Origin of the sequence: Silvimonas soli, assembly GCF_030035605.1 — a bacterium.
Classification (GTDB): Bacteria; Pseudomonadota; Gammaproteobacteria; order Burkholderiales; family Chitinibacteraceae; genus Silvimonas; species Silvimonas soli.
On record NZ_CP106736.1, the window covers coordinates 3401367 to 3426455 of the forward strand.

Annotated in this window: 24 protein-coding genes; 21 read left to right on the plus strand and 3 right to left on the minus strand. The window is 58.5% G+C overall.

Going from position 1 to position 25089, the window contains the following annotated elements; translation table 11 throughout:
• Positions 1-400 precede the first annotated feature (400 nt).
• From N7220_RS15630 to N7220_RS15720, 19 genes are all read left to right on the plus strand, one after another.
• Complete coding sequence (locus tag N7220_RS15630) at positions 401-1180, plus strand: ABC transporter substrate-binding protein (RefSeq protein WP_283148444.1); 780 nt, start codon at positions 401-403, stop codon at positions 1178-1180.
• Positions 1181-1323: 143 nt separating this feature from the next.
• Positions 1324-2571 (plus strand): NAD(P)/FAD-dependent oxidoreductase, encoded by a 1248-nt coding sequence (locus tag N7220_RS15635; RefSeq protein ID WP_283148445.1) that lies wholly within the window; start codon positions 1324-1326, stop codon positions 2569-2571.
• Positions 2572-2715: 144 nt separating this feature from the next.
• Complete coding sequence (locus N7220_RS15640) at positions 2716-3402, plus strand: ABC transporter permease (protein WP_308446557.1); 687 nt, start codon at positions 2716-2718, stop codon at positions 3400-3402.
• A complete protein-coding gene (locus N7220_RS15645) occupies positions 3399-4112 on the plus strand; it encodes an ABC transporter permease (protein ID WP_283148447.1) in 714 nt (237 codons plus the stop codon). Before N7220_RS15640 ends, N7220_RS15645 begins: the two co-directional genes overlap by 4 nt.
• 89 nt (positions 4113-4201) lie before the next feature.
• Positions 4202-4969 carry an ABC transporter ATP-binding protein gene (locus N7220_RS15650; RefSeq protein WP_283148448.1) on the plus strand — a complete coding sequence of 256 codons (768 nt, stop codon included), beginning with the start codon at positions 4202-4204 and terminating at the stop codon, positions 4967-4969.
• A 28-nt stretch (positions 4970-4997) separates the two neighbouring features.
• On the plus strand, positions 4998-6023 hold the full coding sequence (locus N7220_RS15655; RefSeq protein WP_283148449.1) for a GlxA family transcriptional regulator: 1026 nt from the start codon (positions 4998-5000) through the stop codon (positions 6021-6023).
• A 279-nt stretch (positions 6024-6302) separates the two neighbouring features.
• Entirely contained in the window at positions 6303-7343 is a 1041-nt protein-coding gene (gene aruF, locus N7220_RS15660) for an arginine/ornithine succinyltransferase subunit alpha (protein WP_283148450.1), read from the plus strand.
• On the plus strand, positions 7340-8371 hold the full coding sequence (gene astA / locus N7220_RS15665) for an arginine N-succinyltransferase (protein WP_283148451.1): 1032 nt from the start codon (positions 7340-7342) through the stop codon (positions 8369-8371). The genes aruF and astA overlap by 4 nt, the downstream gene beginning before the upstream one ends.
• A 2-nt stretch (positions 8372-8373) precedes the next feature.
• On the plus strand, positions 8374-9873 hold the full coding sequence (gene astD, locus N7220_RS15670; RefSeq protein WP_283148452.1) for a succinylglutamate-semialdehyde dehydrogenase: 1500 nt from the start codon (positions 8374-8376) through the stop codon (positions 9871-9873).
• Positions 9870-11216 carry an N-succinylarginine dihydrolase gene (gene astB / locus N7220_RS15675; protein WP_283148453.1) on the plus strand — a complete coding sequence of 449 codons (1347 nt, stop codon included), beginning with the start codon at positions 9870-9872 and terminating at the stop codon, positions 11214-11216. The genes astD and astB overlap by 4 nt, the downstream gene beginning before the upstream one ends.
• Before the next feature lie 89 nt (positions 11217-11305).
• Positions 11306-12280: a succinylglutamate desuccinylase gene (gene astE, locus N7220_RS15680; protein WP_283148454.1), complete on the plus strand. Its 975-nt coding sequence runs from the start codon at positions 11306-11308 to the stop codon at positions 12278-12280.
• A 228-nt stretch (positions 12281-12508) separates the two neighbouring features.
• Complete coding sequence (locus tag N7220_RS15685) at positions 12509-13267, plus strand: dienelactone hydrolase family protein (RefSeq protein ID WP_283148455.1); 759 nt, start codon at positions 12509-12511, stop codon at positions 13265-13267.
• Positions 13268-13311: 44 nt separating this feature from the next.
• Positions 13312-13572 (plus strand): hypothetical protein, encoded by a 261-nt coding sequence (locus N7220_RS15690; RefSeq protein ID WP_283148456.1) that lies wholly within the window; start codon positions 13312-13314, stop codon positions 13570-13572.
• A 222-nt stretch (positions 13573-13794) separates the two neighbouring features.
• Positions 13795-15078, plus strand: a complete 1284-nt coding sequence (locus N7220_RS15695) for an MASE1 domain-containing protein (RefSeq protein WP_283148457.1) — start codon at positions 13795-13797, stop codon at positions 15076-15078.
• Between the two features lie 3 nt (positions 15079-15081).
• Positions 15082-15900, plus strand: a complete 819-nt coding sequence (locus tag N7220_RS15700; protein WP_283148458.1) for an alpha/beta hydrolase — start codon at positions 15082-15084, stop codon at positions 15898-15900.
• A 684-nt stretch (positions 15901-16584) separates the two neighbouring features.
• A complete protein-coding gene (locus N7220_RS15705) occupies positions 16585-17301 on the plus strand; it encodes an ABC transporter permease (protein WP_283148459.1) in 717 nt (238 codons plus the stop codon).
• 81 nt (positions 17302-17382) lie between these two features.
• On the plus strand, positions 17383-18333 hold the full coding sequence (locus tag N7220_RS15710; RefSeq protein ID WP_283148460.1) for a glycine betaine ABC transporter substrate-binding protein: 951 nt from the start codon (positions 17383-17385) through the stop codon (positions 18331-18333).
• 1 nt (position 18334) lies between these two features.
• Complete coding sequence (locus tag N7220_RS15715; protein WP_283148461.1) at positions 18335-18994, plus strand: ABC transporter permease; 660 nt, start codon at positions 18335-18337, stop codon at positions 18992-18994.
• A complete protein-coding gene (locus N7220_RS15720) occupies positions 18994-20136 on the plus strand; it encodes an osmoprotectant ABC transporter ATP-binding protein OsmV (protein ID WP_283148462.1) in 1143 nt (380 codons plus the stop codon). The genes N7220_RS15715 and N7220_RS15720 overlap by 1 nt, the downstream gene beginning before the upstream one ends.
• Before the next feature lie 62 nt (positions 20137-20198).
• On the opposite strand, the gene N7220_RS15725 is transcribed toward N7220_RS15720, so the two are convergent.
• The 3 genes from N7220_RS15725 to N7220_RS15735 form a co-directional block, all read right to left on the minus strand.
• The gene (locus N7220_RS15725; RefSeq protein ID WP_283148463.1) at positions 20199-20597 is read right to left on the minus strand and encodes a hypothetical protein; all 399 of its coding nucleotides are present in this window, start codon (positions 20595-20597) and stop codon (positions 20199-20201) included.
• A gap of 140 nt (positions 20598-20737) precedes the next feature.
• Entirely contained in the window at positions 20738-22777 is a 2040-nt protein-coding gene (locus N7220_RS15730) for a BCCT family transporter (protein WP_283148464.1), read from the minus strand.
• 292 nt (positions 22778-23069) lie between these two features.
• Complete coding sequence (locus tag N7220_RS15735; protein ID WP_283148465.1) at positions 23070-23813, minus strand: YoaK family protein; 744 nt, start codon at positions 23811-23813, stop codon at positions 23070-23072.
• A 240-nt stretch (positions 23814-24053) separates the two neighbouring features.
• On the opposite strand from N7220_RS15735, the gene N7220_RS15740 reads away from it, so the two are divergent.
• Both N7220_RS15740 and N7220_RS15745 read left to right on the plus strand, forming a co-directional pair.
• Positions 24054-24506, plus strand: coding sequence for a MarR family winged helix-turn-helix transcriptional regulator (locus tag N7220_RS15740; RefSeq protein ID WP_283148466.1), 453 nt, complete (start codon positions 24054-24056; stop codon positions 24504-24506).
• 16 nt (positions 24507-24522) lie between these two features.
• Positions 24523-25089, plus strand: a complete 567-nt coding sequence (locus tag N7220_RS15745) for an isochorismatase family protein (protein WP_283148467.1) — start codon at positions 24523-24525, stop codon at positions 25087-25089.

Below are 25089 nucleotides of genomic sequence, written 5' to 3' on the forward strand. Positions count from 1 at the left end.
TTTGCGCATGGTTTCGTCAGGCTTGCCCGGCGGTGTTCATCTGCTTGTATGCGTAGCAAGTGGCACGGCGAATTTGTGTGAATACAAGAAAGCAGTCAAAACGCAGTTAACAAAATCCAAATAAAAATAGTCTGCGGTGACGCGGCGTAAATCGGAAACGATAAAAGCCGCTTAATCAGCGACAGGTACGGTCTTGCAAAGAACCGGGGGTGGCTTACTGCTGGCAAGGGTAATTTTCCCGCACCTTGAGCGCGATAAACGGCGCCAGAGGTAGTGGAAGTCCGAATTGTCAGAATCGCCCTGTCCCGGCATCGTGTGCGGTTATACAGTGCAAGCTGGCTCATGCAGAGTCAGTCGCGTTGTGTGCCGTACGCTTTTAATTTGTGGTCTGGAGGAAAACATGAACTGGAAAATGGCTTTTTGCGTTGGCGCGACTGCGCTGGTAGGTCTGACGGGTATCGCTCACGCCCAGGATACCTTGCGTATCGGTCTGGAAGCATCCTACCCCCCGTTTGAAAGCAAGTCCCCAGAGGGCAAGCTGGAAGGCTTTGATATCGACGTCAGCAACATGATTTGCGAACGCATGAAGGTCAAGTGTGTGTTCGTTGAGAACGCATTTGACGGTTTGATTCCGGCGCTCAACGCCCGCAAGTTCGATGTGATCAATTCCGCCATGAACATCACCGCCAAGCGCAAGCAAGCGATTGATTTCAGCGCACCGGTTTACGTTGTGCCTATCCAAATGGTTGCCAAGAACGGCTCCGGCCTGCAACCCACCGTGGCCAGCCTGAAGGGCAAGACCATTGGCGTGGCGCAAGGCACTTCGCAAGAAGATTTCGTCAAGGCGCATTGGGCGACCGCAGGCGTGAAGGTCCAGTCTTACCAGGCTCAGGATCAAATCTGGAGCGACTTGCTGTCTGGCCGCGTTGACGCTGCCGTGCAAGAATCGCAAACCGCGCAGGACAGCTTCCTGAGCAAGCCAGCTGGCAAGGATTACGCCTTTGCTGGTGCACCGCTGACCGATCCGGTCACGCTGGGTGAAGGCACTGGCCTGGCCGTGCGTAAAGGCGACAAGGCTACGCACGACAAAGTGCAAGCCGCCATTGATTCGCTCAAGAAAGACGGTAGCTTGAGCAAGTTGTCGCTGAAATATTTCAAGCGCGACATCATCGCCAAGTAATCGGGACCGGGGCTGATGGCGCGTGTCGTCACCCCGATCTACCGCCCTGATTGGCTACCATCACGATCAAGCGCAAGCCTGCGCGGTGGGCCGATCAAACCTGCAGTTGCCATTTCTGACGCAACTGCCTTTCGGGTTCAGCCATGAAAGTAGATGTCATCGTCCTTGGCGCCGGCATTGTGGGCGTCTGTACGGCGATTCACCTGCAAGATCGCGGCCGCTCGGTAGCACTGGTAGACCGGCGCGGGCCGGGTGAAGAAACCAGTCATGGCAACGCCGGGCTGATCGAACGCTCTGCCGTCGTGCCTTATGGTTTTCCGCAAGATATGGCGACGGTGCTGCGCTATGCTCGCAATACCTCGACTGAATTACGCTATCACCTGAAAGCATTGCCAGCGATGCTGCCCTGGCTGGCGCGTTACCGGGCTGAATCTACGCCCAAACGCCTGGCGCAAGCCGCTGCTGACATGCTGCCGTTGATTAACGCCAGTGTGGCCGAACACCAAGCGCTGATCGCTCGCGCCGGTGTGCAACATCTGGTGCGTGAACAAGGCTGGCTCGAGGCGTATCGCTCGGCCAATCTGTTTGCACGCGAAACGGCCAACGCTCAGCGTCTGGCCACAGAACATGGTTTAAAAATGGCGGTGCTGGATGCCTCGCAATTGCAGGCGCTGGAACCAGCCATTGGTGAAGGCTTTGTCGGTGCGTTTCACTGGCAAGACCCGACAAGCGTGAGCGATCCGGGCGCGTTAACGCAAGGTTATGCCGCGCTGTTTGCCCGCGAAGGCGGCCAGGTGTTACGCGGCGACGCTCAAAGCCTGCAGCAAACGGCAGATGGCTGGATCGTGCAGACTGACAATGGCCCGGTCACCGCCAAAGAAGTAGTGCTGGCGCTGGGGCCGTGGTCTGACCAGGTATTCAAACCGCTGGGTTACCGCATTCCCTTGCTGGCCAAGCGTGGTTATCACATGCATTACGCCGCTACCGGTCCGGTCACTTTGACGATTCCGGTGGTGGATCTGGAAGAAGGTTACGTACTGACGCCCATGCTTGGCGGCTTGCGTATTACCACCGGAGTGGAACTGGCTGCGCGTGAAGCGCCACCGAGCCCGGCGCAACTGGATCAATCCGAGCGCAAAGCGCGTGAGGTGTTTGAGTTTGGCGCCCGCACTGACGCACAGCCGTGGCTGGGTTTTCGGCCGTGTACGCCGGATATGCGGCCAGTACTGGGCGCGGCCAGCCAGCATGCCGGATTATGGTTTGCCTTTGGTCACAACCATCATGGTTTGACGCTGGGGCCGGTGACCGGGCGCTTGCTGGCGCAAATGATGACGGGCGAAACGCCGCTGACCGATCCTCGGCCCTATAGTCCGCAGCGGTTTGAGCGGTAACGAACACGCGTTGAACATCGTGGTCACATTCGCAAAGCAAGCTGGCGGGTGTAGCGAACGGATACTGCAAAAACGGTCACTGGCCAGGCCAGCGGCTGATTCGACTCCCTCAGGGAGCGTATTTTCCACCCATGGAGACGTTTGATGTTTTACGGATATGGTGGGGTATTGGCGATTGGCGTATGGCAAACCATACAGCTGGCGCTGCTGTCGTTGCTGGTCTCGGTCGTCATTGGCCTGGCTGGCGCGTCGGCCAAATTATCGAGCGCAACCGGCTTGCGGGCCATTGCGACCGCATACACCACGTTGATTCGTGGCGTACCGGATCTGGTGCTGATGCTGCTGATTTTCTACAGCATCCAGATTGGCCTGAACCACGTCACCGACGCCTTGCACTGGGATCAAATCGATATCGATCCGTTTGTTGCCGGGGTGCTGACTATTGGCTTTATCTACGGCGCGTATTTCACTGAGACCTTTCGCGGTGCGTTTATCTCGGTGCCGCGCGGCCAGCTCGAAGCGGGTGCGGCGTTTGGCATGACTGGTGGGCAAGTGTTTCGGCGGGTGTTGTTTCCGCAGATGATGCGGTTTGCGCTGCCAGGCCTGGCCAACAACTGGCAGGTTATTTTGAAAGCCACCGCGCTGGTGTCGATCATCGGTTTGTCCGATATCGTCAAAGCGGCCACGGATGCCGGTAAAGGCACTTTCAACATGTTCTATTTCATGATCTGGCTGGCGGTGATCTATCTGGTGCTGACTTCGCTCTCCAATCTGGTCCTGAACAAACTGAACAAACGCTATGCCGTTGGCGTGCGGGGAGCGCAATTGTGATCGATATCCTGCAAACCTACTGGCAAGCTTATCTGTATACCGATGGCGGGCATTTGTCTGGTCTGGCGATGACGTTGTGGCTGCTGGTGCTGTCGCTGGCGATCGGCTTTGTCATGGCGATTTTCCTCGCCATCGCGCGAGTGTCGTCTAACCCGTGGCTGTCGATTCCGGTGCGCGTTTACAGCTATGTGTTTCGCGGCACGCCGCTGTATGTGCAGTTGTTGCTGATCTATTCCGGCATTTACGGTTTGTCTTTTGTGCAGCAAACCGAAGTGCTGAACATGTTTTTCCGCAACGGGTTCAACTGTGCGGTGCTGGCGTTTGCGCTGAACACCTGTGCGTACACCACCGAGATTTTTGTTGGGGCGATTCGCAATACGCCATACGGCGAGGTTGAGGCGGCGCGGGCCTACGGGATGTCCTGGTTCACGCTGTATCGCCGCATCATCATTCCGTCGGCTTTGCGCCGGGCGCTGCCGATGTACAGCAACGAAGTGATTCTGATGCTGCACGCCACCAGCGTCGCCTTTGCCGCCACCGTGCCGGATCTGCTCAAGGTGGCGCGCGATGCCAATGCGGCCACCTATCGCTCGTTTGAAGCGTTTGGCCTGGCCGCGGTGCTTTATCTGATTGTGTCTTTTGCTCTGGTTTACGCCTTCCGCCTCGCTGAGCGACGCTGGCTGGCATTCCAGGCACCAGCGGGGCGATAACCATGAATACATCTATCCTGACTAAACCCGACCTTAACCAGACTGTCGCCACCGTTGGCGGCCAGACCCTATCTGCTGGAGCATCAGGCATGAGTACCTTGAGTGTTCAGGACATCCATAAAAGCTACGGCGATCACGAAGTACTGAAGGGTGTTTCGCTTGAAGCAAATGCGGGCGATGTGATCAGCATTATCGGTTCCAGCGGCTCGGGCAAAAGCACCTTTCTGCGCTGTATTAACTTCCTGGAACAACCCAACGCCGGCAAGATTTTTGTCGGCGGTAACGAGGTCTGTACCGTGGCGGACAAAAACGGCGCGCTCAGAGTGGCCGATCCCAAGCAATTGCAAAAGGTACGCACCAAGCTGGCCATGGTGTTCCAGAACTTCAACCTCTGGTCGCATCTGACGGTGATGGAAAACATCATTGAAGCACCGATGCACGTGCTCAAGCTGACGCGAGCCGAAGCAGAAGAGCGCGCCAAACACTATCTGGAAAAAGTCGGCCTGGCCCCGCAAGTGGAAGGCAAATACCCGGCGCATATGTCGGGCGGCCAACAACAGCGCGTGGCCATTGCCCGCGCGCTGGCGATGAAGCCAGACGTCTTATTGTTTGATGAGCCGACCTCCGCGCTTGATCCGGAACTGGTTGGCGAAGTGCTCAAGGTGATGCAAAAGCTGGCCGAAGAAGGCCGCACCATGATCGTGGTCACGCACGAGATGGGCTTTGCCCGCAATATTTCCAACCATGTCATGTTCTTGCATCAAGGCCGCACTGAAGAAGCCGGTTCGCCCGATCAGGTGTTTGGCGCACCCAAGAGCGAGCGTTTGCGCCAGTTTTTGTCTGGCAGCCTGAAATAAACCGCAATCCAGCTCAACTGGCTGCCTGATGCCGCAATCTACCGCGCCCGCCGCCATCGCAACCCCTCTTGCCACGATTCGGATCGCGCTGGTGGTGCTGGCACCGTGCTCCATACTGGCGCTGGGCGGTGTCATTGATTGCCTGCGGCTGGCCAACGAGCAAGAAGGGCGCTTGTTGTACCAGTGGCAAATCTTCGGCGCAGATGATCGCCCGCTGCGTACCAGCAGCGGTATCGATCTGCCAGTCGATGGCGGACTAACCACCACCGTGCAATGCGACACGGTGCTGGTGTTGAGCGATGAATTCCGCGCTTTTGGTGGCCACCCTTTGTTTGTCAGCACGCTGGCGTGCGTGGCGCGCAATGCGCGGCGGGTGATTGGCGTGCAGCAAGGCGTGTGGTGGCTGGCGTTGAGCGGTTTGCTGGATGGCTACCGCACCAGTATCAATTGGGAAGTCTTTACCGCGTTTGCTGAACAGTTTGAGCGCGTTATTCCTACACAGAACGTCTTCGAGATCGACCGTAACCGCGTCACCTGCGCCGGTGGTCTGGCGGTGGTGGATGCCATGCTGGCGCTGATTGGCCAGGATTACGGTGCTGATCTGGCCGAGCGCATTTCCGAGCATCTCATCGGCGGCCCGCCACGCACTACGGTAGACCGGCAACGCATTCCCTACGTCACCGGCCCGGGCGAGCGCCACCCGAAGCTGAACGATGCACTGCATCTGATGGAATCCAACATCGAAGAACCGCTCACTACCGACGATATTGCCCAACTGGTCGGCGTATCGCGGCGGCAGCTGGAGCGGATTTTTCGCCAGCATCTGGATGCCATGCCATCCAAATATTATCTGGGTTTGCGGCTGACCAAGGCGCGCACGCAATTGCAGCGTTCCAGCAAATCCGTACTGCAGATTGGCTTGGCCTGCGGCTTTACCTCCGCCGCGCATTTTTCCAACGTTTACCGCGACTTCTTTGGCGTTACGCCACGAGAGGATCGCCGCAATTATCTGAACCGTGATGCCATGCCTGAAGGTGGGCAGAGCGCCGCGTAAAGCACTACTGCAACCGTAACCCGGATGAAGCGTGCCCCTCGGGGGTAGCTGATTCCATGACCGGGAATGACGAAATGGAAGGGTTGTGCGGGCGAATAAATTTCCCCCGAAATTTGCGAAAGTTTGCGTCGTGAACAGGCAAGATCACTCAGCGCCTGCGTCCTAAAATGGGTCCTGTCGCATGGGTCGTATCGTCAGGCGAGCGGCGACAGGCCAGATCAAAGAACAACCAGGTTGGTGCCGGGTGCGGCGCTGGCCGATCACTGAACGGATGGCATCATGCTTCTGGTAAGACCTGGCAGGCTTTCTGATCTCGACCAGATCGAGGCAATGGCACGCGCGGCAAGGCCGCTGCTGCATTCGCTGCCGCCTGATCGCGCAGCACTGGAAGCGCGCATTGCGCTGTCGCAGGATTCGTTTCGCGCCGATGTTGAAACACCGGGCGAAGAGTTTTATCTGTTCGTGCTGGAAGACTCTGCCACGGGCGAGCTGCACGGCACTGCCAGTATCGTGGCCTCCGCCGGTTACAGTGAGCCGTTCTACGCCTTTCGCAACGATGCGCTGATTCACGCCTCGCGTGAGCTTAAGGTCAACCGCAAAGTGCATGCGCTGACCATCTCGCACCAGCTCACTGGTAAGAGCCGTCTTACCGGTTATTACATCGATCCACCGCTTACCACCAATCTGGCCGCGCGTTTGCTGTCGCGGGCGCGCTTGCTGTTTATTGCCCAGCACCGTGAACGCTTTGCACCAGAAATCTTTACCGTTTTGCTGGGGGTGAGCGATGAAAACGGCGATTCGCCGTTCTGGGAGGCGGTAGGCCGCAAGTTCTTCCAGCGTGATTTTGCCGAGGTAGAACTGGCCTCCGGAGGCCGCAGCCGCACTTTTATCGCCGAGATCATGCCCAACTATCCGCTCTATGTACCGCTGCTGCCGCCTGCGGCGCAACGGGCGCTGGGCGAGCCGCATCCCAATGCCGTGCTGCCGTATTCCATCCATGTGGAAGAAGGCTTCGAGCCCGATGGCTTTGTCGATATTTTCGACGCTGGTCCGGTGCTGACCGCCAACGTGGATATGTGTGAATCCGTGCGCCAGAGCCAGCGCCACATCGTCAAACGCAGTGCCGAGCCGGTCGCCACCGGCGAGCATTGGCTGGTGGCCAACACGCTGGGCGACGAGTTCCGCTGCGCCGTCGTGTCGCTGCCGTCTGATCTGGCCGAACAAGTTGAACTGACCGATGAAATTGCCGACCGGCTGGAACTGGCCAATGGCGACGAGTTTTGCTGTGTGCCGCTGGAACTGGAAGGAGGTCGTCGATGATCGTCGTGCGTAGCGTACAACCAGGCGATCTGGACGCATTGTTTACCCTGGCCAGCCAGACCGGCGAGGGCATGACCAGTTTCAAGCCTGATATCCCGGCTTTGACCGCGCGCATCGAGCGTACCCGCCGCACGGTGGACGGCACAGCGCCGCTGGCCGAGCAGGGTTATCTGTTTGTGATGCAAGACACCGAAACCCAGCGCGTGGTGGGCGTTTGCGGACTGGAAGTCGCGGTCGGGCTGACCCAGCCGTTCTACAACTACCGCGTCGGCACGGTGGTACACGCCAGCCGCGAGCTGGATGTGTGGACCAAAATGAGTCTGCTGTATATGGCGCATGACCTGACCGGCTACGCCGAGTTGTGCTCGCTGTTCCTGGAACCGGCATCGCGTGTGAATGGCAACGGCGCGCTGTTGTCCAAATCCCGCTTCATGTTTCTGGCGCAGTTTCCGGAGCGTTTTCCGGAACGCATCTGTGCCGAAATGCGCGGCCATTTTAACGAAGCGGGTGAGTCGCCATTCTGGCGCGACGTCGGCTCGCACTTTTATCAGATCGGCTTTGACGATGCGGATTATCTGAGCTCGCACGGCAAGAAATCCTTCCTGGCCGAGCTGATGCCACGCTCGCCGGTTTACGTGGATTTGCTGCCGCCAGACGTGCAGGAATCCATCGGTAAAACCCACAAAGACACGCTGCCAGCGCGTGCCTTGCTGGAAGCCGAAGGCATGCGCTTTGAAAATCACGTCGATATTTTTGACGCGGGTCCGGTACTGGAAGCGCATATCGACACTCTGCGCGCCGTGCGCGAACGCACTCTCGTGACCGCGCTGATCGATGACGCAGCGAGCAGCGAAGGCGCCAAGTTGCTGGTCTCCAACACGGCAATCAACGATTTTCGCGTGGTGTTGCTGCCGCGTTTGCCGCAAGGCGACACGCTGCGCCTCACTGTGCAAGAAGCTCAAGCACTCAATATCACTGGCGGGGCCACGCTGGGCGTGCTGCCGCTTTATCCGAAAGAGAGGAAGTAACGATGGCTAGCAACGGGAACGGACTGTTTATTGATAACCAGTGGGTCACCGGCGGCGGTGCGTCGTTTGCCTCCATCGACCCCGCCACCGGCCAGACCGTGTGGCAGGGCAACGCTGCGGCGGCGGCGGATGTCGATACCGCTGTCATCGCCGCACGCAAAGCCTTTGCTGGCTGGGCGCGCCAGCCGCTGGCAGCTCGCATCGCCATCGTGCGCCGCTTTGCAGAACTCTTGAATCAGAACAAAGAAGCGCTGGCTCGCAGTATTGGTCTGGAAACCGGCAAACCCTTGTGGGAAGCGCGCACCGAAGTGGGCGCCATGGCGGCCAAGGTTGAAATCTCGATCCAGGCGCACGCTGAACGCACTGGCGAAAAACGCGCCAGCATGGCTGACGGCACCGCCGTGTTGCGCCATCGCCCGCACGGTGTGGTGGCGGTATTTGGCCCGTATAACTTTCCGGGCCACTTGCCTAACGGCCATATCGTTCCGGCACTGATCGCCGGTAACGCGGTGGTATTCAAGCCATCCGAACTGGCTCCGCAAGTCGCGCAACACACGGTGCAATTGTGGGAGGAGGCCGGTTTGCCAGCAGGCGTGCTCAATCTGGTGCAGGGCGAGCGCAGTACCGGCGAAGCGCTGGCAGGGCATCCGGGGATTGATGGTTTGTTCTTCACCGGCAGTTCAGCCACCGGCAACTTGCTGCACAAGCAGTTTGGCGGTCGGCCAGAGATTGTGCTGGCGCTGGAAATGGGCGGCAACAACCCGCTGGTGGTAGCTGAAACCGCCAATCTGGACGCCGCCGTGCATCACACTATCCAGTCGGCGTTTTTGTCGGCAGGCCAGCGTTGCACCTGCTCGCGCCGGATTTTTGTCCCAAACACGCCGTTTGGGGACCGCTTTATCGCCCGCTTTGTTGAAGTGGCCAGCAAGATTCGCATGGGCAAATTTGACGATGCCGAGCAACCGTTTATGGGACCGGTGATCTCGCGCATCGCTGCCGCCAAGCTGGTGCAAGCGCACGATCATTTGATCGAGCAAGGCGCCAAATGCTTGTTGAAGATGACGCAACCTGATGCCGCGCTGGGTTTTGTTACGCCAGGCATTCTGGATATCTCCGCCGTCAAAAACGCGCCGGATGAAGAATACTTTGGCCCGCTGGCACAACTGATCCGCTACGATGATTTTGATGCCGCCATTGCCGGTGCCAACAACACCGCTTATGGCTTGTCCGCCGGTTTGCTGGCCGATGACCCGGCCTTGTGGGAAGCGTTTACCTTTGGCATTCGCGCAGGCGTGGTGAACTGGAATCGCCCAACCAACGGCGCATCGTCCGCCGCGCCGTTTGGGGGTGTGGGCCGCTCTGGCAATCATCGCCCCAGCGCTTACTACGCCGCTGATTACAGCGCGTACCCGATGGCGTCGGTTGAATCTGAAACCTTGTCGCTGCCAGCAGCGTTGTCGCCTGGCCTGGACTTCGGGGTTGAACAGGGAGGTCAAGCATGAGTGCGCGAGAAGCCAATTTTGATGGTCTGGTCGGCCTGACTCACAACTATTCCGGTTTGTCGTTTGGCAACGTTGCGTCGCAGAACAATGCCGCCAGCGTGGCCAATCCGCGGGCAGCGGCCAGGCAGGGCTTGCGCAAGATGAAGGCGCTGGCCGATCTGGGCTTTTTGCAAGGCGTGTTGCCGCCGCAAGAACGACCGTCGGCCAGGTTTCTGCGCGCTCAGGGTTTCACCGGTACTGACCATGAAATGATTATGCGCGCTGCCAAAGAAGCTCCGGCGATTCTGGCTGCCGCCAGCTCGGCTTCATCCATGTGGGTGGCCAATGCCGCCACGGTTAGCCCGTCCGCAGATACGCCAGATGGCCGCGTGCATTTCACGCCAGCATCTTTATCCAGCAAGCTGCATCGTGCCATTGAGGCCCCGACCACTGGCCGCGTGCTGCGGGCGGTATTTGCGGGCGATAGCCATTTTGCTTTTCATGAGCCGCTGATTGGCGCTCCGGCCATGGGTGACGAAGGCGCGGCCAATCACACCCGTTTTTGCTCTGATTATGGCGAAGCCGGCGTGGAATTCTTTGTGTATGGCCGTAGCGAGTTCGGTGGCGGCGTGGCTCCGCAACGCTACCCGGCGCGGCAAACTTTGGAAGCCAGTGCAGCCATTGCCCGCTTGCATGGCTTGGGCGAGAACGCCACCGTGTTTGCCCAGCAACATCCAGACGTGATCGACGCGGGTGTGTTCCATAACGACGTGATCGCTGTGGGTAATCGTGATCTGCTGTTCTGCCATCAGAACGCGTTTCTGAACCAGCCAGCGGTGTACGAAGAAATTCGTGCCAAGCTGGCCGCCCGCGGCGCGCAACTGCGCGTGGTGGAAGTTCCCGTTGCGGCGGTGCCGGTGGAAGACGCTGTTTCGTCTTACCTGTTTAACAGCCAGTTGCTGACCCGCGCCGACGGCAAAACCGTGTTGGTGGTGCCGCAAGAATGTCGCGATAACCCGCGTGTTTCGGCTTACCTGGATCAACTGACCGCCTCTCGTGGCCCGATTGACGAAGTGCTGGTGTTCGATCTGCGTGAAAGCATGCGCAACGGCGGCGGCCCGGCTTGCCTGCGCTTGCGCGTAGTGTTGTCTGATGCCGAACAAGCCGCCGTGAACCCGCAAGTGTGGATCAACGACGCCAGGTTTGCGCAGCTCGATAGCTGGATTGAACGCCACTACCGGGATCGGCTGGTCGACGCCGACCTGGCCGACCCAAGCCTGCTGGACGAATGCCGCACCGCGCTGGATGAACTCACCCGCATCCTCGCGCTGGGTTCGGTTTATGACTTCCAGTTGGTCAATTAACCGTAGGGTGCGCACTTGTGCGCACCATTTCCTCCGAACCAGAACGCGTTCGCATGCATTCGCATGCAAACCCTACCGGCAGATTTCCAATGCTTGATGATTTCCTCGCATTTACCTTGCGCAACCAGCCACCGGTAGCGCCCAGCGGCACCACGCCTGGTGGCATGCGCTGGCGCTGGTTGGGGCAGGGGATGCTGGAAATCATCCCGCCACGTGCGATCGATACTCACATTGTGCTGTCGGCAGGTGTGCACGGTGACGAAACCGCCCCCATCGAGATTCTACGTGATCTGGTCGCCGATATCGCGGCGGGGCGTTTGCCGCTGGCCTGTCGGTTGTTGGTTTTGCTGGGCAATGCTCCGGCGATGAGCGCGGGCAAACGCTATCTGGATGATGATCTGAACCGGCTGTTTTGCGGCGCGCATCGCAACTTGCCGGGTAGTGCCGAGTCCCCGCGTGCAGCAGCTTTGGAAGCCGCCGTGGCCGCGTTCTTTGCCAATGCAGTTGGCGCCCGCTGGCATCTCGATCTGCATACCGCGATTCGCCCGTCGGTGTTCGAGCGCTTTGCCTTGCTGCCGCAGCGCGAGGCTGGCTACGGGCCGGAGGTGTTTGCCTGGCTGGGCGCGCTGGATATCTCTGCAGTACTCAATCATCGTGAGCGCTCTAATACCTTTACGTATTTTTCCAGCAGCGAACACAACGCGCTGGCCGCCACGCTGGAACTGGGCAAAGTCATGCCCTTCGGCCAGAACGATCTGACGCGCTTTGCTGCGGTGGATGCCGGTTTGCGCCGCATGTTGACGAGTGAGGCACCAGCGCAAAGCGCTACGCAACCCAGAATCTTTGATGTAGTCGGCCAGTTGAACAAACAAAGCGACGCGTTTGTGCTGGCGGTGGGCGATACCATGGCCAACTTCACGGCTTACCCACGCGGCACCGTCATCGCCATTGATCGGGACGAGCGTTACGTGGTCAGTCACGATGAAGAGCGCATTGTTTTCCCCAATCCCAAGGTGAAGAACGGTTTGCGGGCAGGATTGATGGTGGTGGAGCGGCCGGTCTGAACCGGCGGACTGTTCCCCGTTTGTGCAAAGCGCCGCCCGGCGCTTTTTTTACGGCCATCGCCAACTATGATGATTTGTCGCCCCCAAGCCCCAGCCGGTTTCGCCTGGCGGCATTACCTCGATTCAAACCCACTGCCTTGCCCGGTATCTCATTTGTGCGCCTGAGCCCAAAGCTTGGCCAGTTCGTTTGATCCTGATGATTCCTGGTTATTTATCTGGAGCATGGTCATGTCCCATGAAATTGCACAGCAAGCCCTCGCCATTGCCGTAGCCGAAGACCAGTCTGAAATTGATTGCTGGATAGCCCGCCCCACAGCACCGGGTCGCTATCCGGCGGTGATCGTCGGCATGGAGTTATTTGGCGTGAACGAGCATATCCGTGATGTCACCGCCCGTGTTGCGCGCCTGGGTTACGTGGCGATTGCGCCCAATTTTTATCACCGCACCTTGCCCAATGATTCGTTGCCGTTTGGCGATGAAGGCCGCGACCGGGGCTTCAAGCAATTGCATGCCATGACTCGCCCCAATGTGTTGGCCGATGTCCGTGCTGTCTTGGGCTATCTGCATACCCAGCCCGATGTGAGCGAGAAGACCGGATTCATTGGTTTCAGCATGGGTGGTTACATCGCTTTCCTGGCCGCCACGCAGTTTGATATCGCTGCCTGCGCGTGCGTATATGGCGGGTGGTTACATAACCCGGATATCGCGCTGAACCAGCCGGATCTGGCCGTTACGCTGGCACCGGGCATTGCCCGCCACAATGGGAAGATCATCTACTTTGTAGGCGAACTGGATCATGCCATTCCGCCCGAACATCGCACAGAACTGGCGCGGCAGCTGGCTGCGGCAAATGTGCGCCATGAGGTGGTGGTTTATCCGGGCAAGCCGCATGGCTACTTTTGCGAGTTGCGCGATACCTTTGATGAAGAGGCTCGCGATAACACCTGGCTGCGCGTTCAGCAGTTATTTGCCGAAGAATTGGCCTGACGCCGCGCAGGTCTTGGGTTCATCCGGGAAGTGGGGGCAGTTGCATGCATACGGTTATTGTCATTGCCTCTGGCCTGATTTTGCTCGCAGTGACGTTGTTGCTGGGGCGCTGGCCAGGCAGTTCGGTGCCACTGGCGGTGCAGGTATTTATTGGCCTGTGGTTGATCATCGCCTTGGGGAACATGTGGTTCGGTGTGAGCCGCGCCGGATATTCGGTCCGCGATGAGTTGCCCATGTTCTTGCTGGTGTTCGGCGCACCGGCGTTAATTGCGGTGTGGGTCTGGTTCAAGCACACCGGTTCTTGAGCGCTCATGCTGGCGCTTGGCCATTGAATGGTTCTGCCAATGCAGCGTGACAATGCCTTGCCAAATAAAACTTCAGCATATTCATTTGGCATGGTTGGCCTTGGCATAATGGCACTCGTTGATTGGGGATTCTCCCCGCTAAAATTCATATCGAATTCATATCACCGCCAACAAAACCGACCAGCGTCTGTGACGCGTGGTCGACATTAACAGGTGCTGCCCATGCGATTTCCCCCGCTGTCCAAAATGATCCTGTTTGTGCTGGTCTTCGGCGCGCTGGCGTTGTTCAGCATGACAGTGCGTGACCCGGTCACCCACTCCACGCTTATCTGGCCAGCTGGCGGCATTTTGCTGGGTACGCTGATTCTGGCGCCGCGTTCGCAATGGCTGGCCTGGGGCGTGATCGCGGCGATTGTGCATCTGGCCGCAGGTCTGCTGATGCATCGCCCACTGGCGGTTTCGGCGTTGTTTGTCGTGGTGAATCTGCTTACCGAGGGGGCGACTGCGGCGTTGTGGCGCGTCTGCACGCGTGGCAAGGAAAGTCTGACCGATCCACGCGGCTTGCTGTGGTTTGTGCTGCTGGTGGCTGCGGGCAGTATTGGCGGATCAGTGCTGGGATGGGCCGGTTTGCAGCTCCTGGGCAACATACCAGTAGGCATCAGTGTGGAAGTGCTTACTGTTTCGCGCGCCGTTGGCGCCTTGATCGGGGCGCCGCTGGTGTTGGCGTGGGCAGGATTTCAACCGCGGCGTTCCAATGGTCGTGGACATGGAGCACAGGGCTTGATCTGGTTTATCGGGCTGGTGCTGAGCGCCGAATTGGCGTTTGACGGCTCCACCGCTCAGTTGATTCTGCATTCCACCTCCTTTGAGCTGTCTTACCTGCCGCTGGTGTTTATGGTGCTGGTGGCCGTGGCCTGGCAACAACGCGGCACCACCGCCGCCTTGCTGGTGTTGGGGGCGATTGCCTGCGTCAACACGGCAAATGGCGAAGGTCCGTTCGCACGCAGTCATGAGCTGTTCGGCAATGCCTTGCTGGAAGTTCAGTTGTATCTGGCCGTCGCTGCGCTGCTGGGGCTGCTGATGTCGGTGCTCAACGCCAGCCGCGAACAGGCTTTGCGCGATGCTGTGGCATGGAAAGTGCGTTCAGAAGGCATGCTGCTGGGTACTTGCCAACTTATGTACGAAGTCGATCCAGCTAATCACCAGATTGTGTGGGCTGGTGATCTCTCCCGGCTGTTGGCCTTGCAAGCGGCCGAACTGGCCAACCTGGCAGAATTTTTTGAGCGCGTACATCCAGACGATCGAGACCGCGTGATCGCTTACGCGGGTCAGCGACAGGCTGGCGATATCACCGCCCGCACTCAGACATTCCGCTTTCTGGCGGGCGACGGCGAATACGTGCAGTTGCAGGATATCGGCGCGCCGGTGGTTGATTTTGACGACAGCGTTTATCGCATCAGTGGCTTGTTACGGCTGGACGATTCTGTTTCCGGCGACGAGTTCTAAGCGATGGAAGAAACTGCCGTCGCCAATCGCGTCGGCGTACTGCTGGTTCATGGGCTTGGCGGTACGCAATACGACCTGGGTTCCCTGCACAAGATTCTCAAAAAAGCAGGGGTGGATACGCACACGCTGACTTTGCCGGGTCACGGCACGCAACCGGAAGACCTGCTGGATGTCGTCGCCGAAGACTGGCTGGCCGCCGTTGAAGCGCAATATCACGAACTGGCCGCGCAGTACGAAACGCTGCACGTCATGGGCATGTGTCTGGGCTCGTTGATCGCCGTAGAGGTGGTCAAGCGGGTAGGGCATACCAAAGGCAAATTGATCGCACTGGCACCGCCGGTGTTTCTGGATGGCTGGTCCACGCCGTGGTATCGCGGCTTGCGCTACCTGGTCTACAAGCTGCCCTCGCTGGCCCGCAAGATGAAGGTGGTAGAAGAAGACCCGTTCGGCATCAAGAACGATCTGGTGCGCGCCATTGTGAAAGCCAAGTTTGAGCGTGGCGACAACTTTCATTACGCGTGGGTGCCGCTGGCGTGCATCCGGCAGGTAGACCGCTTGCGTAGCTGGGTGGTGCAGGGTTTGAGCGCAATTACTTGCCCGACCCTGGTGATCCACGCACGAGAAGACGAGCTGACCAGCCCGCGTTCAGCGGAATTTCTGGTCAAGGAAATTGGTGCCGATCATGCGCAAATGATCATCGTCGAAAACAGCTACCACATGATTTGCGTGGATAACGACCGTGACCAGGTGGCGATTGAAGTGCTCAGGCATCTGGAACTGGATACCTCGGTCGTCAAGGTGCGCGAACGGCGCAGAGGCTGATCGGCGGGCTGTCGGGAATCAAGCGCGGATGGGCCAAAAACGCCCGCACTCGACTGCAAGCCGCATCCCGCCTGGCTTTGCGCTTTGGGCGGTTTGTGAATTTTTACAGACCTTCGCCCGATTTCCCGCCAGGCCCCGCTATGCCTGGAGCATAGCCAGATCACTACTGATGGTGCGAACTGTAATCGTTTGCACCGTCCGGTAACGGGATGTTATAAAAGCAGCCCTTGTCAGACGGGGTCTTACCCACAGACCCCAGCGGCCACCGTGGCCGCGTCTTCGTGCCTTGGTACTCCAGGGTGCATTCATCGTCCGGGTAGACCGGGCTTCAGTTGGCAGTAGGGAACCTCTGAACCAGTTTTTTGGGGCAGCGACGGGCCTTTGCGGGATGGATCGCACGACGTCAGCCCTTGGGCTGGCTATTGCCTCTTCAAGGGCTGCAACACAGCGAGCCGCCCGCAAAGGCCCGTCCCTTCGGGTTTGTGCGAAATCGGGTGTCTGCCGCCCCACAGCCGTACCCAAAGGCCTCGGCCTTGGGGCACAGCGTTGGGTCAACAGATCATCCCGATTTGGCGCAAACGCTGCTCCCAAAAAACTGGTTCAGAGGTTCCTTAAGTTGTCGCGATCGTTACAGCGAATAGCAGTGGTACCGGTTTTTACTGCTATTGGCCCAGGAGGACGCAGATGCACAAAAGAGCGTTTTTAAAGCGCATTGTTTTCGGTTCGGGATTGGCAGCAGCTGTGCTTGCAGCACTGTATTTCGGCATTGGCCCTTCGGTGCTGGCGCACTATCAGGAAGACCTGGTCTATCTGGGTCAGCAGCACTTGTATCTGGTGGGCGTGTCCATGGTGCTGGCCTTGCTGGTGGGTTTGCCCAGCGGCGTGTTGTTAAGCCGTCCGTGGGCCAAACGCTGGGCCGAGTCCGGTATGCAGATTTTCAATATCGGCAACACCTTGCCGCCGCTAGCCGTGCTGGCGTTGGCCATGGTGGTGATCGGCATTGGTGACAAACCAGCCATCGTGGCGCTGTTTCTGGCGTCTTTGCTGCCGATTGTGCGTAACACGTATTCCGGCCTGGCTGGCTTGTCGCCGGCCTTGCTGGAAGCCGCCGATGCGCTGGGCATGACCCGCCGCCAGCGGTTGTGGCGCGTGGAGTTACCCAATGCGCTACCGGTGATGCTCTCCGGTATCCGCATCGCCCTGGCGATCAACGTGGGCACTGCGCCACTGGCGTTCCTGATTGGCGCCAGCAGTTATGGCGAGCTGATCTTCCCCGGCATTTATCTCAATAACCACACCGCCTTGTTGCTTGGGGCAGTGGCTACCGCATTGATTGCGCTGATTCTGGACCTCACGGTCGCCAGTCTTGGCAAGCTCATGAGCCCACGCGGCGTCGCCTGACGCTGCAAGGCCATCCTGTCGTCTGCTGACCGGTCGATCTGCTGCACATCGACCAATCGGCCCCAACAAGGAGGACCCCTCATGGCGACTTTTTCGTCATTCATCAAAACATCTGGCGCCGTATTGCGCCGCGCGCTGATCGCCCTGACGCTGCTCTGTACTGCTCCGGCCTTTGCCGGTGGCACCATCAATCTGGGTAGCAAGAACTTTACCGAACAGCACGTACTGGCCGCGCTCACTGCGCAGTACCTCACCGCCAAGGGTTACACGGTGAACCAGACCAGCGACTTGGCGACCATCATCATGCGCAACGCGCTGGAGAACCAGCAGCTGGATATGGTGTGGGATTACACCGGCACTGCGTTGATCATTTACAACCACATCGACCAGCGCATGAGCGATGCCGAGGCGTATCAAACCGTTAAACGCATTGATGCCGAAAAAGGTCTGGTATGGCTGAACCCGGCGCCGCTCAATAACACATACGCGCTGGCAATGACCCGCAGCGCGGCTGAGGCCAATGGCATCAAAACAGTGTCTGACCTTGTCGCCAAAATGGATGCCGTATCCAAAGACCCTAATACCCGCAACTGGCAGCTTGGGTTCGATATGGAATTCGCCGGTCGCCCCGATGGCCTCAAACCCATGCAGGAGATGTACAAGCTGCGTCTGGCCCGCCCGCAAATCCGCCAGATGGACCCAGGTCTGGTTTACAACGCCATCCGCGATGGCTTCGTGAATGCCGGGCTGGTCTACACCACTGATGGCCGCGTCAAAGGATTTGATCTGGTGGTGCTGGAAGACGATCTGCATTACTTCCCCAGCTACGCCGCGACGCCAGTGATCCGCGCCGACATACTCGCCGCCAATCCGGGCCTGGCTGACGACATGAACAAGCTCTCGGCCTTGCTGGATAACGACACCATCTCAGCGCTGAATGCCAAGGTGGATATTGAACACCGCAATGTAGACAAAGTTGCCGCCGAGTTCCTGCGCGAGCACCAATTGATTCCGCCAGCACAAGGAGAGTGACATGGACACACTGAATGACACGCTCCAGTACGTGCTGCACAACCTGCCGTTTATCCTCGGCCTGACCCGCCAGCATCTGCAATTGGTGGGTATCGCGGTGGCACTGGCGGTGTTGCTAGGCGTACCGGTTGGCATCTTGATTGTGCGTTTCAAATGGCTGGCGGGCGTGGTACTGAGCCTGGCGACTATTGTGCTGACCATTCCGGCCATTGCCTTGTTTGGCTTGATGATTCCGCTGTTCTCAATGATCGGGCAGGGCATTGGTGCTTTTCCGGCCATTACCGCTGCATTTTTGTATTCATTGCTGCCCATCGTGCGCAACACCCACACCGCCCTGACGAACCTGGACCCAGGCGTGCGTGAAGCCGGGCGGGGTATCGGGCTGACCTTCTGGCAACGTTTGAAATGGGTAGAACTGCCACTGGCCGTGCCCATTATCTTTGGCGGTATCCGTACCGCCGTTGTACTCAATATTGGTGTGATGGCCATTGCTGCCATCGTTGGCGCTGGCGGTCTTGGCACGCTCATCCTGCATGGCATCGGCCAAAGCGATATTCGCAAGCTGATCGCCGGCGCAGTGATTGTGAGTCTGCTGGCCGTTGTGATGGACCAGGTGCTGCTGCGTTTGCAGCGTGTGTTGACCCCAAAAGGAATCCGCTGATGATCGAACTCAAAAACCTGTGCAAGACCTTCACCCAGAAAAACGGCCAATTGTTTAAAGCCGTGGATGACGTGAATCTCACCGTCAATGAAGGCGAAATCTGCGTGCTGCTGGGCCCGTCTGGCTGCGGCAAAACCACCACCATGAAAATGATCAACCGCTTGATTACGCCAACCTCTGGCCAGGTGCTGATCAACGGCGAAGACACCGCCAATATCGATACCGTGACCCTGCGCCGCAATATCGGCTACGTGATCCAGCAGATTGGTTTGTTCCCCAATATGACCATTGAGGACAACATCACCGTGGTGCCGCGCATGCTGGGCTGGGACAAAAAGCGCTGTCGTGAACGTGCCCGTGAACTGATGAGCATGGTCGCCATGGACCCGGACCGCTTCTTGCAACGCTACCCGCGTGAAATGTCGGGTGGCCAACAACAGCGTATTGGCGTGATTCGTGCGCTGGCGGCCGATGCCCCGGTGTTGCTGATGGATGAACCGTTTGGCGCGGTCGACCCGATCAATCGCGAGCAGATCCAGAATGAATTCCAGCAAATGCAGCGTCAGTTGGGCAAAACGGTATTGATGGTGAGTCATGACATCGATGAAGCCATCAAGCTGGGCGACCAGATCGCCGTGTTCCGCCAGGGCCGCATGGTTCAGTGTGCCGGTGCCGATGAAATTCTTGCCCATCCCGCCGATGAGTTCGTCGCTTCGTTTGTGGGCCAGGACCGCACGCTCAAACGTCTGCTGCTGGTACAAGCGCGAGAAGTGGCCGACATGCAGGAAACGCAAACCGCAACACTGGATACGCCGCTGGCCAGCGCCTTTGGCGTCATGGATGACAGTGATTTGCGCCATCTCACGGTGGTCGATGCCGATGGCAAACCGCTGGGCTACGTTCGCCGCAAAGAAGCCAAAGGAGTGGAGGGTGTTTGCGCAGACAAACTGCAACCGATCAGCGTGACCTCGCAAGCCGATGAAAACCTGCGTGTCGTGTTATCACGTTTGTATGAGCACAACCTGACCTGGCTGCCGGTGGTGGATACGGACGGGCGCTATAGCGGGGAGGTTTCGCAGGACTATATCGCCGGGTATCTGAACTCGGGCCGCACGCATGGGCGAGTGGCGCGGGTGAACTGACAACACAGGCAATTCGCATTGGCGCGCAAGTCGGTCATAGCCTGCCCCTGGCGCGAGCCGGTTCAACCCTTCGTATTAATAACGCTTCCCGCTTGATATGGATATTGCGTGGTTGTGCCGTTGCCGCCGGTCACGTTCAGATTTAGCTCGTTGTAATTGTTGTTGCTGACAGTCAGCGATGAATCGGACTGATCATTCGAGTTTGCCTGCGCCACTGCTGTGTAGATATCAATATTCTTCTGGGCGTTATTGGCCAGATAAAGCGTGTTCACGATCTCGTTCTGAGTATCGGTCAGCTTGGGTTGGTGCGAGGTGGTGGGCGGCGCTGTTCCGGCTGCTGGGGGCTGCGTCGGGGTAGTGGGCAACTGTTCCGGGGCCGCAGGCAGTTGCGTCGGCGTTTGCGATTGCAATACTGTGGACTGATAAGCGCCGGCGTTGCCAGTGGCGTTGACGTTAATCATCGTTGTTCTCCTGTTTACCAGCGCTCACTACCCAGCCGGTCTTGTTCAAAGCATAGCGCCAGGCTCAGGACAGGCTGAACTCAATCCCCGGTAATTTCCGCCGGATGGCATGCCAAATGGATAGGCGCGAATCACCCTTCTCAGGTATGCCCCGGCGCCTGATTCAGCAAGTGCGTGCTGCGATTGCTGCTGAGCGATAGATAACGCTCGTACTGGCGCAGGATGTCGGCAATCAGTTCTTCGCTGCGCAGATACTGCACGTCATACCCCTCGCGGCCATCTTCAAAAAAGGTGATCGGCTCGTACACGCGGGCATCCGGCTCGTCCGGGCTGGCTGATTGCGTGATCAGAAATGCCGGTAACAGGCGGCTTTGCAGGCGCACCCCATAAACAAAGTCGCGCAGTGCCTCGACCGGAATGGTCAGACTCACTTCATCGGCGGTATCCGGATTGTGATTAACGGCGGAGGTGACGCCGCGCTGCCTTAGCTCGGCGCTGACTTCCTGCATTGCTGGCAAGACGGTGGTTTGCAGAAACTGCCGGACATCGGCCTCAGTGGCCTGGTGCACGATCTGCGCCAACCGCTTGCGCCAGTGCATACCGCTCCAGAAACTGGTGGCGTGCGCGAGGTCTGGTTCGTAATGGGCGCGATCCGCCTGCAGCCCGATCCACAAGCCATAGCATAGAGCCAGCATGATGATCGTGACTGGCAACGCCGCGACCAGCGTCATCGCCTGCAAGGCTTTGAGCCCGCCCGCGATCATCAGCACGGCGGCGGTCAGCCCCAGAACTGCGGCCCAGAACAGACGCTGCCATACCGGTGAATTGGGCGCGCCGCGCGAGGCAATGGTGTCGATGACAAACGCGCCGGAGTCGGCCGAGGTGACAAAGAACACCGCAATCAGAATGATCGCCAATCCAGACAAGACCTGGGTGAGCGGGAAGTATTCGAAGAACTGGAACAGCAGGGCATCAACGTTGCCTGCGCCGCGCGACAACGCGCCCATGGCCACGTGGGTATCGAGCCAGATCGCGTTATTGCCAAATGCCGTCATCCACAACAGATTGAACGTGGCCGGCACCAGCAACACGCCCAGCACAAATTGGCGGATGGTGCGCCCGCGCGAGATGCGGGCAATGAACATGCCCACAAATGGCGACCAGGATATCCACCATGCCCAGTACAGAATGGTCCAACCGCCATACCAGCCGGGCTTGATCGTAGGCTGATAGGTGTAAGTGCGAAAAGACAGTTCCACCAGGTTGGTGAGGTAGTGGCCGACGTTTTCGCTGAAGGCTTCCAGCAAGTACACGGTGGGGCCAAATGCCACCACAAACACCAGCAGCAAGATGGCCAGCGACAGATTGATTTCGCTCAGAATCCGCACGCCTTTATCCAGCCCGGTGGCGGCCGATAAGCCGGCCAGCATCACCACCACCACAATCAGCCCCACGCGAAAGGTGGTTGAACCGGTTTCCCAGCCCAGCACCTGATGCAGACCGGCGCTCAGTTGCAGCACGCCATAACCCAAAGTGGTGGCGATACCGGCGATGGTGCCGACCAGGGCAAACGCGTCTACGCCGTGACCAATCGGCCCGTTGATGCGATCACGCAGCACCGGATACAAGCCCGAGCGCATGGTCAGCGGCAGGTTGTAGCGAAAGCCGAAATAGGCCAGCACCAGCCCCATCACGCCATACACAGCCCAGGCGTGAAAACCCCAGTGAAAGAACGTCATCAGCATGGCTTCGCGCGCCGCCAGTGGTGTGCTGCCAGCCTGCAGCGGCGGTGCCAGGTAATGCTGCATGGGCTCGCCCACGCCAAAATACATCAGCCCGATACCCATCCCGGCAGCAAACAGCATGGCTGTCCACGACACAAAGCTGAATTCGGGCTTGGCATCGTCCGGGCCGAGGCGGATATCGCCAAACCTGCTGGCTGCGACCAGCGCCAGAAACACCAGAAACCCGGTCACGCTGATGGTGTAGAACCAGTCAAAGCGGCTGGTGACCCACGCCTGGGCCTGGCCAAACAAGATATCTGCCTGTTCATGAAACAAGGCGCAGTACACCAGCAGGGCAATAACTACGACCAGCGCCGGGATTACCACAGGCGCTTGCAAGGTGGTGAGCGGTCGGCGTGGTGGGGTGGCGGGAGCAGCGGAGGCAGAGGCCGTCATGGATATTATTACCCTGTGTTCTGGACGTGAATCTCGGGATGAACCAGTTGCAGCAAGCCGTAGCGCATCAACATAAGCGCACGGCGACAGCTATCTATATAGATGAGATTTCTGAATGAGATTCGGACGGAATGTCCGCGCAGCGTGCCGGGCAGGCGGGATTAGTTCTCGCATTGGCTATCAAGAGGAGAGGCAATCTGGCTTGAAGAGGAAAACATCGAGGCTGGGTCAGCGGGTCGAATATCACAATCTGGCGCTATGATTTCGCGCCTCTCAAAACAATCTGGAACCGCTATAAATCGTTTGGCATTTGCAGCATGGGCGCGGTTTTCCTGGTCCAGTGCAGACCGCGCAAGGCCAAAGCAAGCAGGGCAAACGCGGCCATGATCATCAAATAACCGCCCAGGCGCTGATAGATGAGCACCCCGACTATGCCGCCCGCCAGGAAAGAGGCAATCGTCGCCGAGTGCAGATAGAGCCGCGAGAAATTGCCTGCGGTGGCGTCCTGCGTCGCATGTCCGCGCAGCATGTCAAACGCCATGCCAATTTCAATGCCAATGTCGGTAGCCATGCCAGATACATGGGTGGTGCGTACGCGGGCGTCGGAAATCCGGGTCACCGTGGCGTTTTGCAAACCCATCAAAAACGCCAGACCCAGCACCACCGTCGGTGTCCGCCAGACCGCCTGCACCCACAGGTCGATCGTCCCCAGAACCGTAAGCAGCAATGCTTCAAGCAGAATGCTGTAGGCATAAACGCCGGTCATTGCGCGGCGGCTGCCGGCGTTAATCAGCAAGGTAGATACCGATGAACCAAAAATGAACAGCGCGATAATGCACAGATAAAACAGCCCGGAACGCCATTGCCCGGTGGCGACATGATCAGACAGTGTTGAAACATTGCCGGTCATATTGGCCGAGAAAAAACCGACCGAATAAAACGCTGCCGCATTCAAAGCCCCGGCAATACCCGCCAGCGAGCAGGCCAGATGAAGGTTGATTCGTGTAGTTCGGCTTGTTCCTTGGTGCACCAGCATGCAGAACTCCCCCAGCGAAAGTCGGCGCCAGATGGGCAGCAGCGCACGCCATCCATTTTATCCCCGTAAGTTGCAGTTACGAAGCAAGGATTTGGGCACACGCAGGTTTCGTAGCTGCGGCTTTGTTCTTCCCTTGGTCTGTCTTATTTGACGGTGCCATTGCTTATTTGTTTATATGTATGAAGTTAAACTTCGTAGTTTGTCTTCATTGTTGTAATGATGAAGAACGGGAGCAGGCAGATGAACGAGCAAGCGGCAGATATCCAAAGCGCTGGCATTCATGCGACGGCGGTCGAGTTGCGGGTGTTGATCGGCCAGCTGAAACGCCGGCTGCGGGAAGAAGCCCGTCTGGGCGACTTCACCTGGTCGCAGTTGTCGGTACTGAGCCGACTCGATCGGGACGGTCCGGCGACTGTCTCTGCCCTGGCGCGTGCCGAAGGCGTGCGCTCGCAGTCGATGGGGGCGACTGTCGCGGTGCTGGAAGACGCCGGTCTGGTTAGTGGTGCACCGGACCCGGCCGATGGTCGCCAAACCATTCTGTCGCTGACCGAAGCCTGCCGGGAGCGCGTCAAAGCGAGCCACGCGGCGCGTGAAGACTGGCTGGTCCGGGCCATTCAGACCAAGCTGGAGCCGGCCGAGCAAGAACAACTGGCGGTGGCGCTTGAGTTACTCAAACGCCTCGCCCAATCGTAAAGCTGAGGAGAATTGCATGCCGGTAACCACGCTAGACCCAAAAACCGCGCTGGTCGTGATTGATCTGCAAAAAGGCATCGTTGCGCGCGCCGCAGAGCACGGGATTGCTGAGGTCATCCAGCATGCCAGCGCGTTGACCAACGCGTTTCGGCGGCACGCCTTGCCGGTCGTGCTGGTTAACGTGGCGGGTGGCGCACCTGGCCGGATAGAACAGACGCGTCCGCACATCCAGCTACCTGCAGACTGGGCTGATCTGGTACCGGAATTGAATGCCCAGCCGCAAGACCATCTGGTCACCAAGAAGACGTGGGGCGCTTTTAGCAATACCGATCTGGCTGCCTGGCTGCAACAGCAAGCGGTAACGCAAGTTGTGCTTGTGGGGGTGTCCACCAGCGCTGGCGTGGAGTCCACCGCCCGCCAGGCACATGAACTGGGTTTTAACGTCACGCTGGCAGTGGATGCGATGACCGACCTGAACCCGGATGCGCATAACAACAGCATCACGCGGATTTTTCCAAGACTGGGTGAAACCGGCAGCACGCAAGAGATCATTGCGTTGTTGCAGTCGAGCGGGAATGTTTGA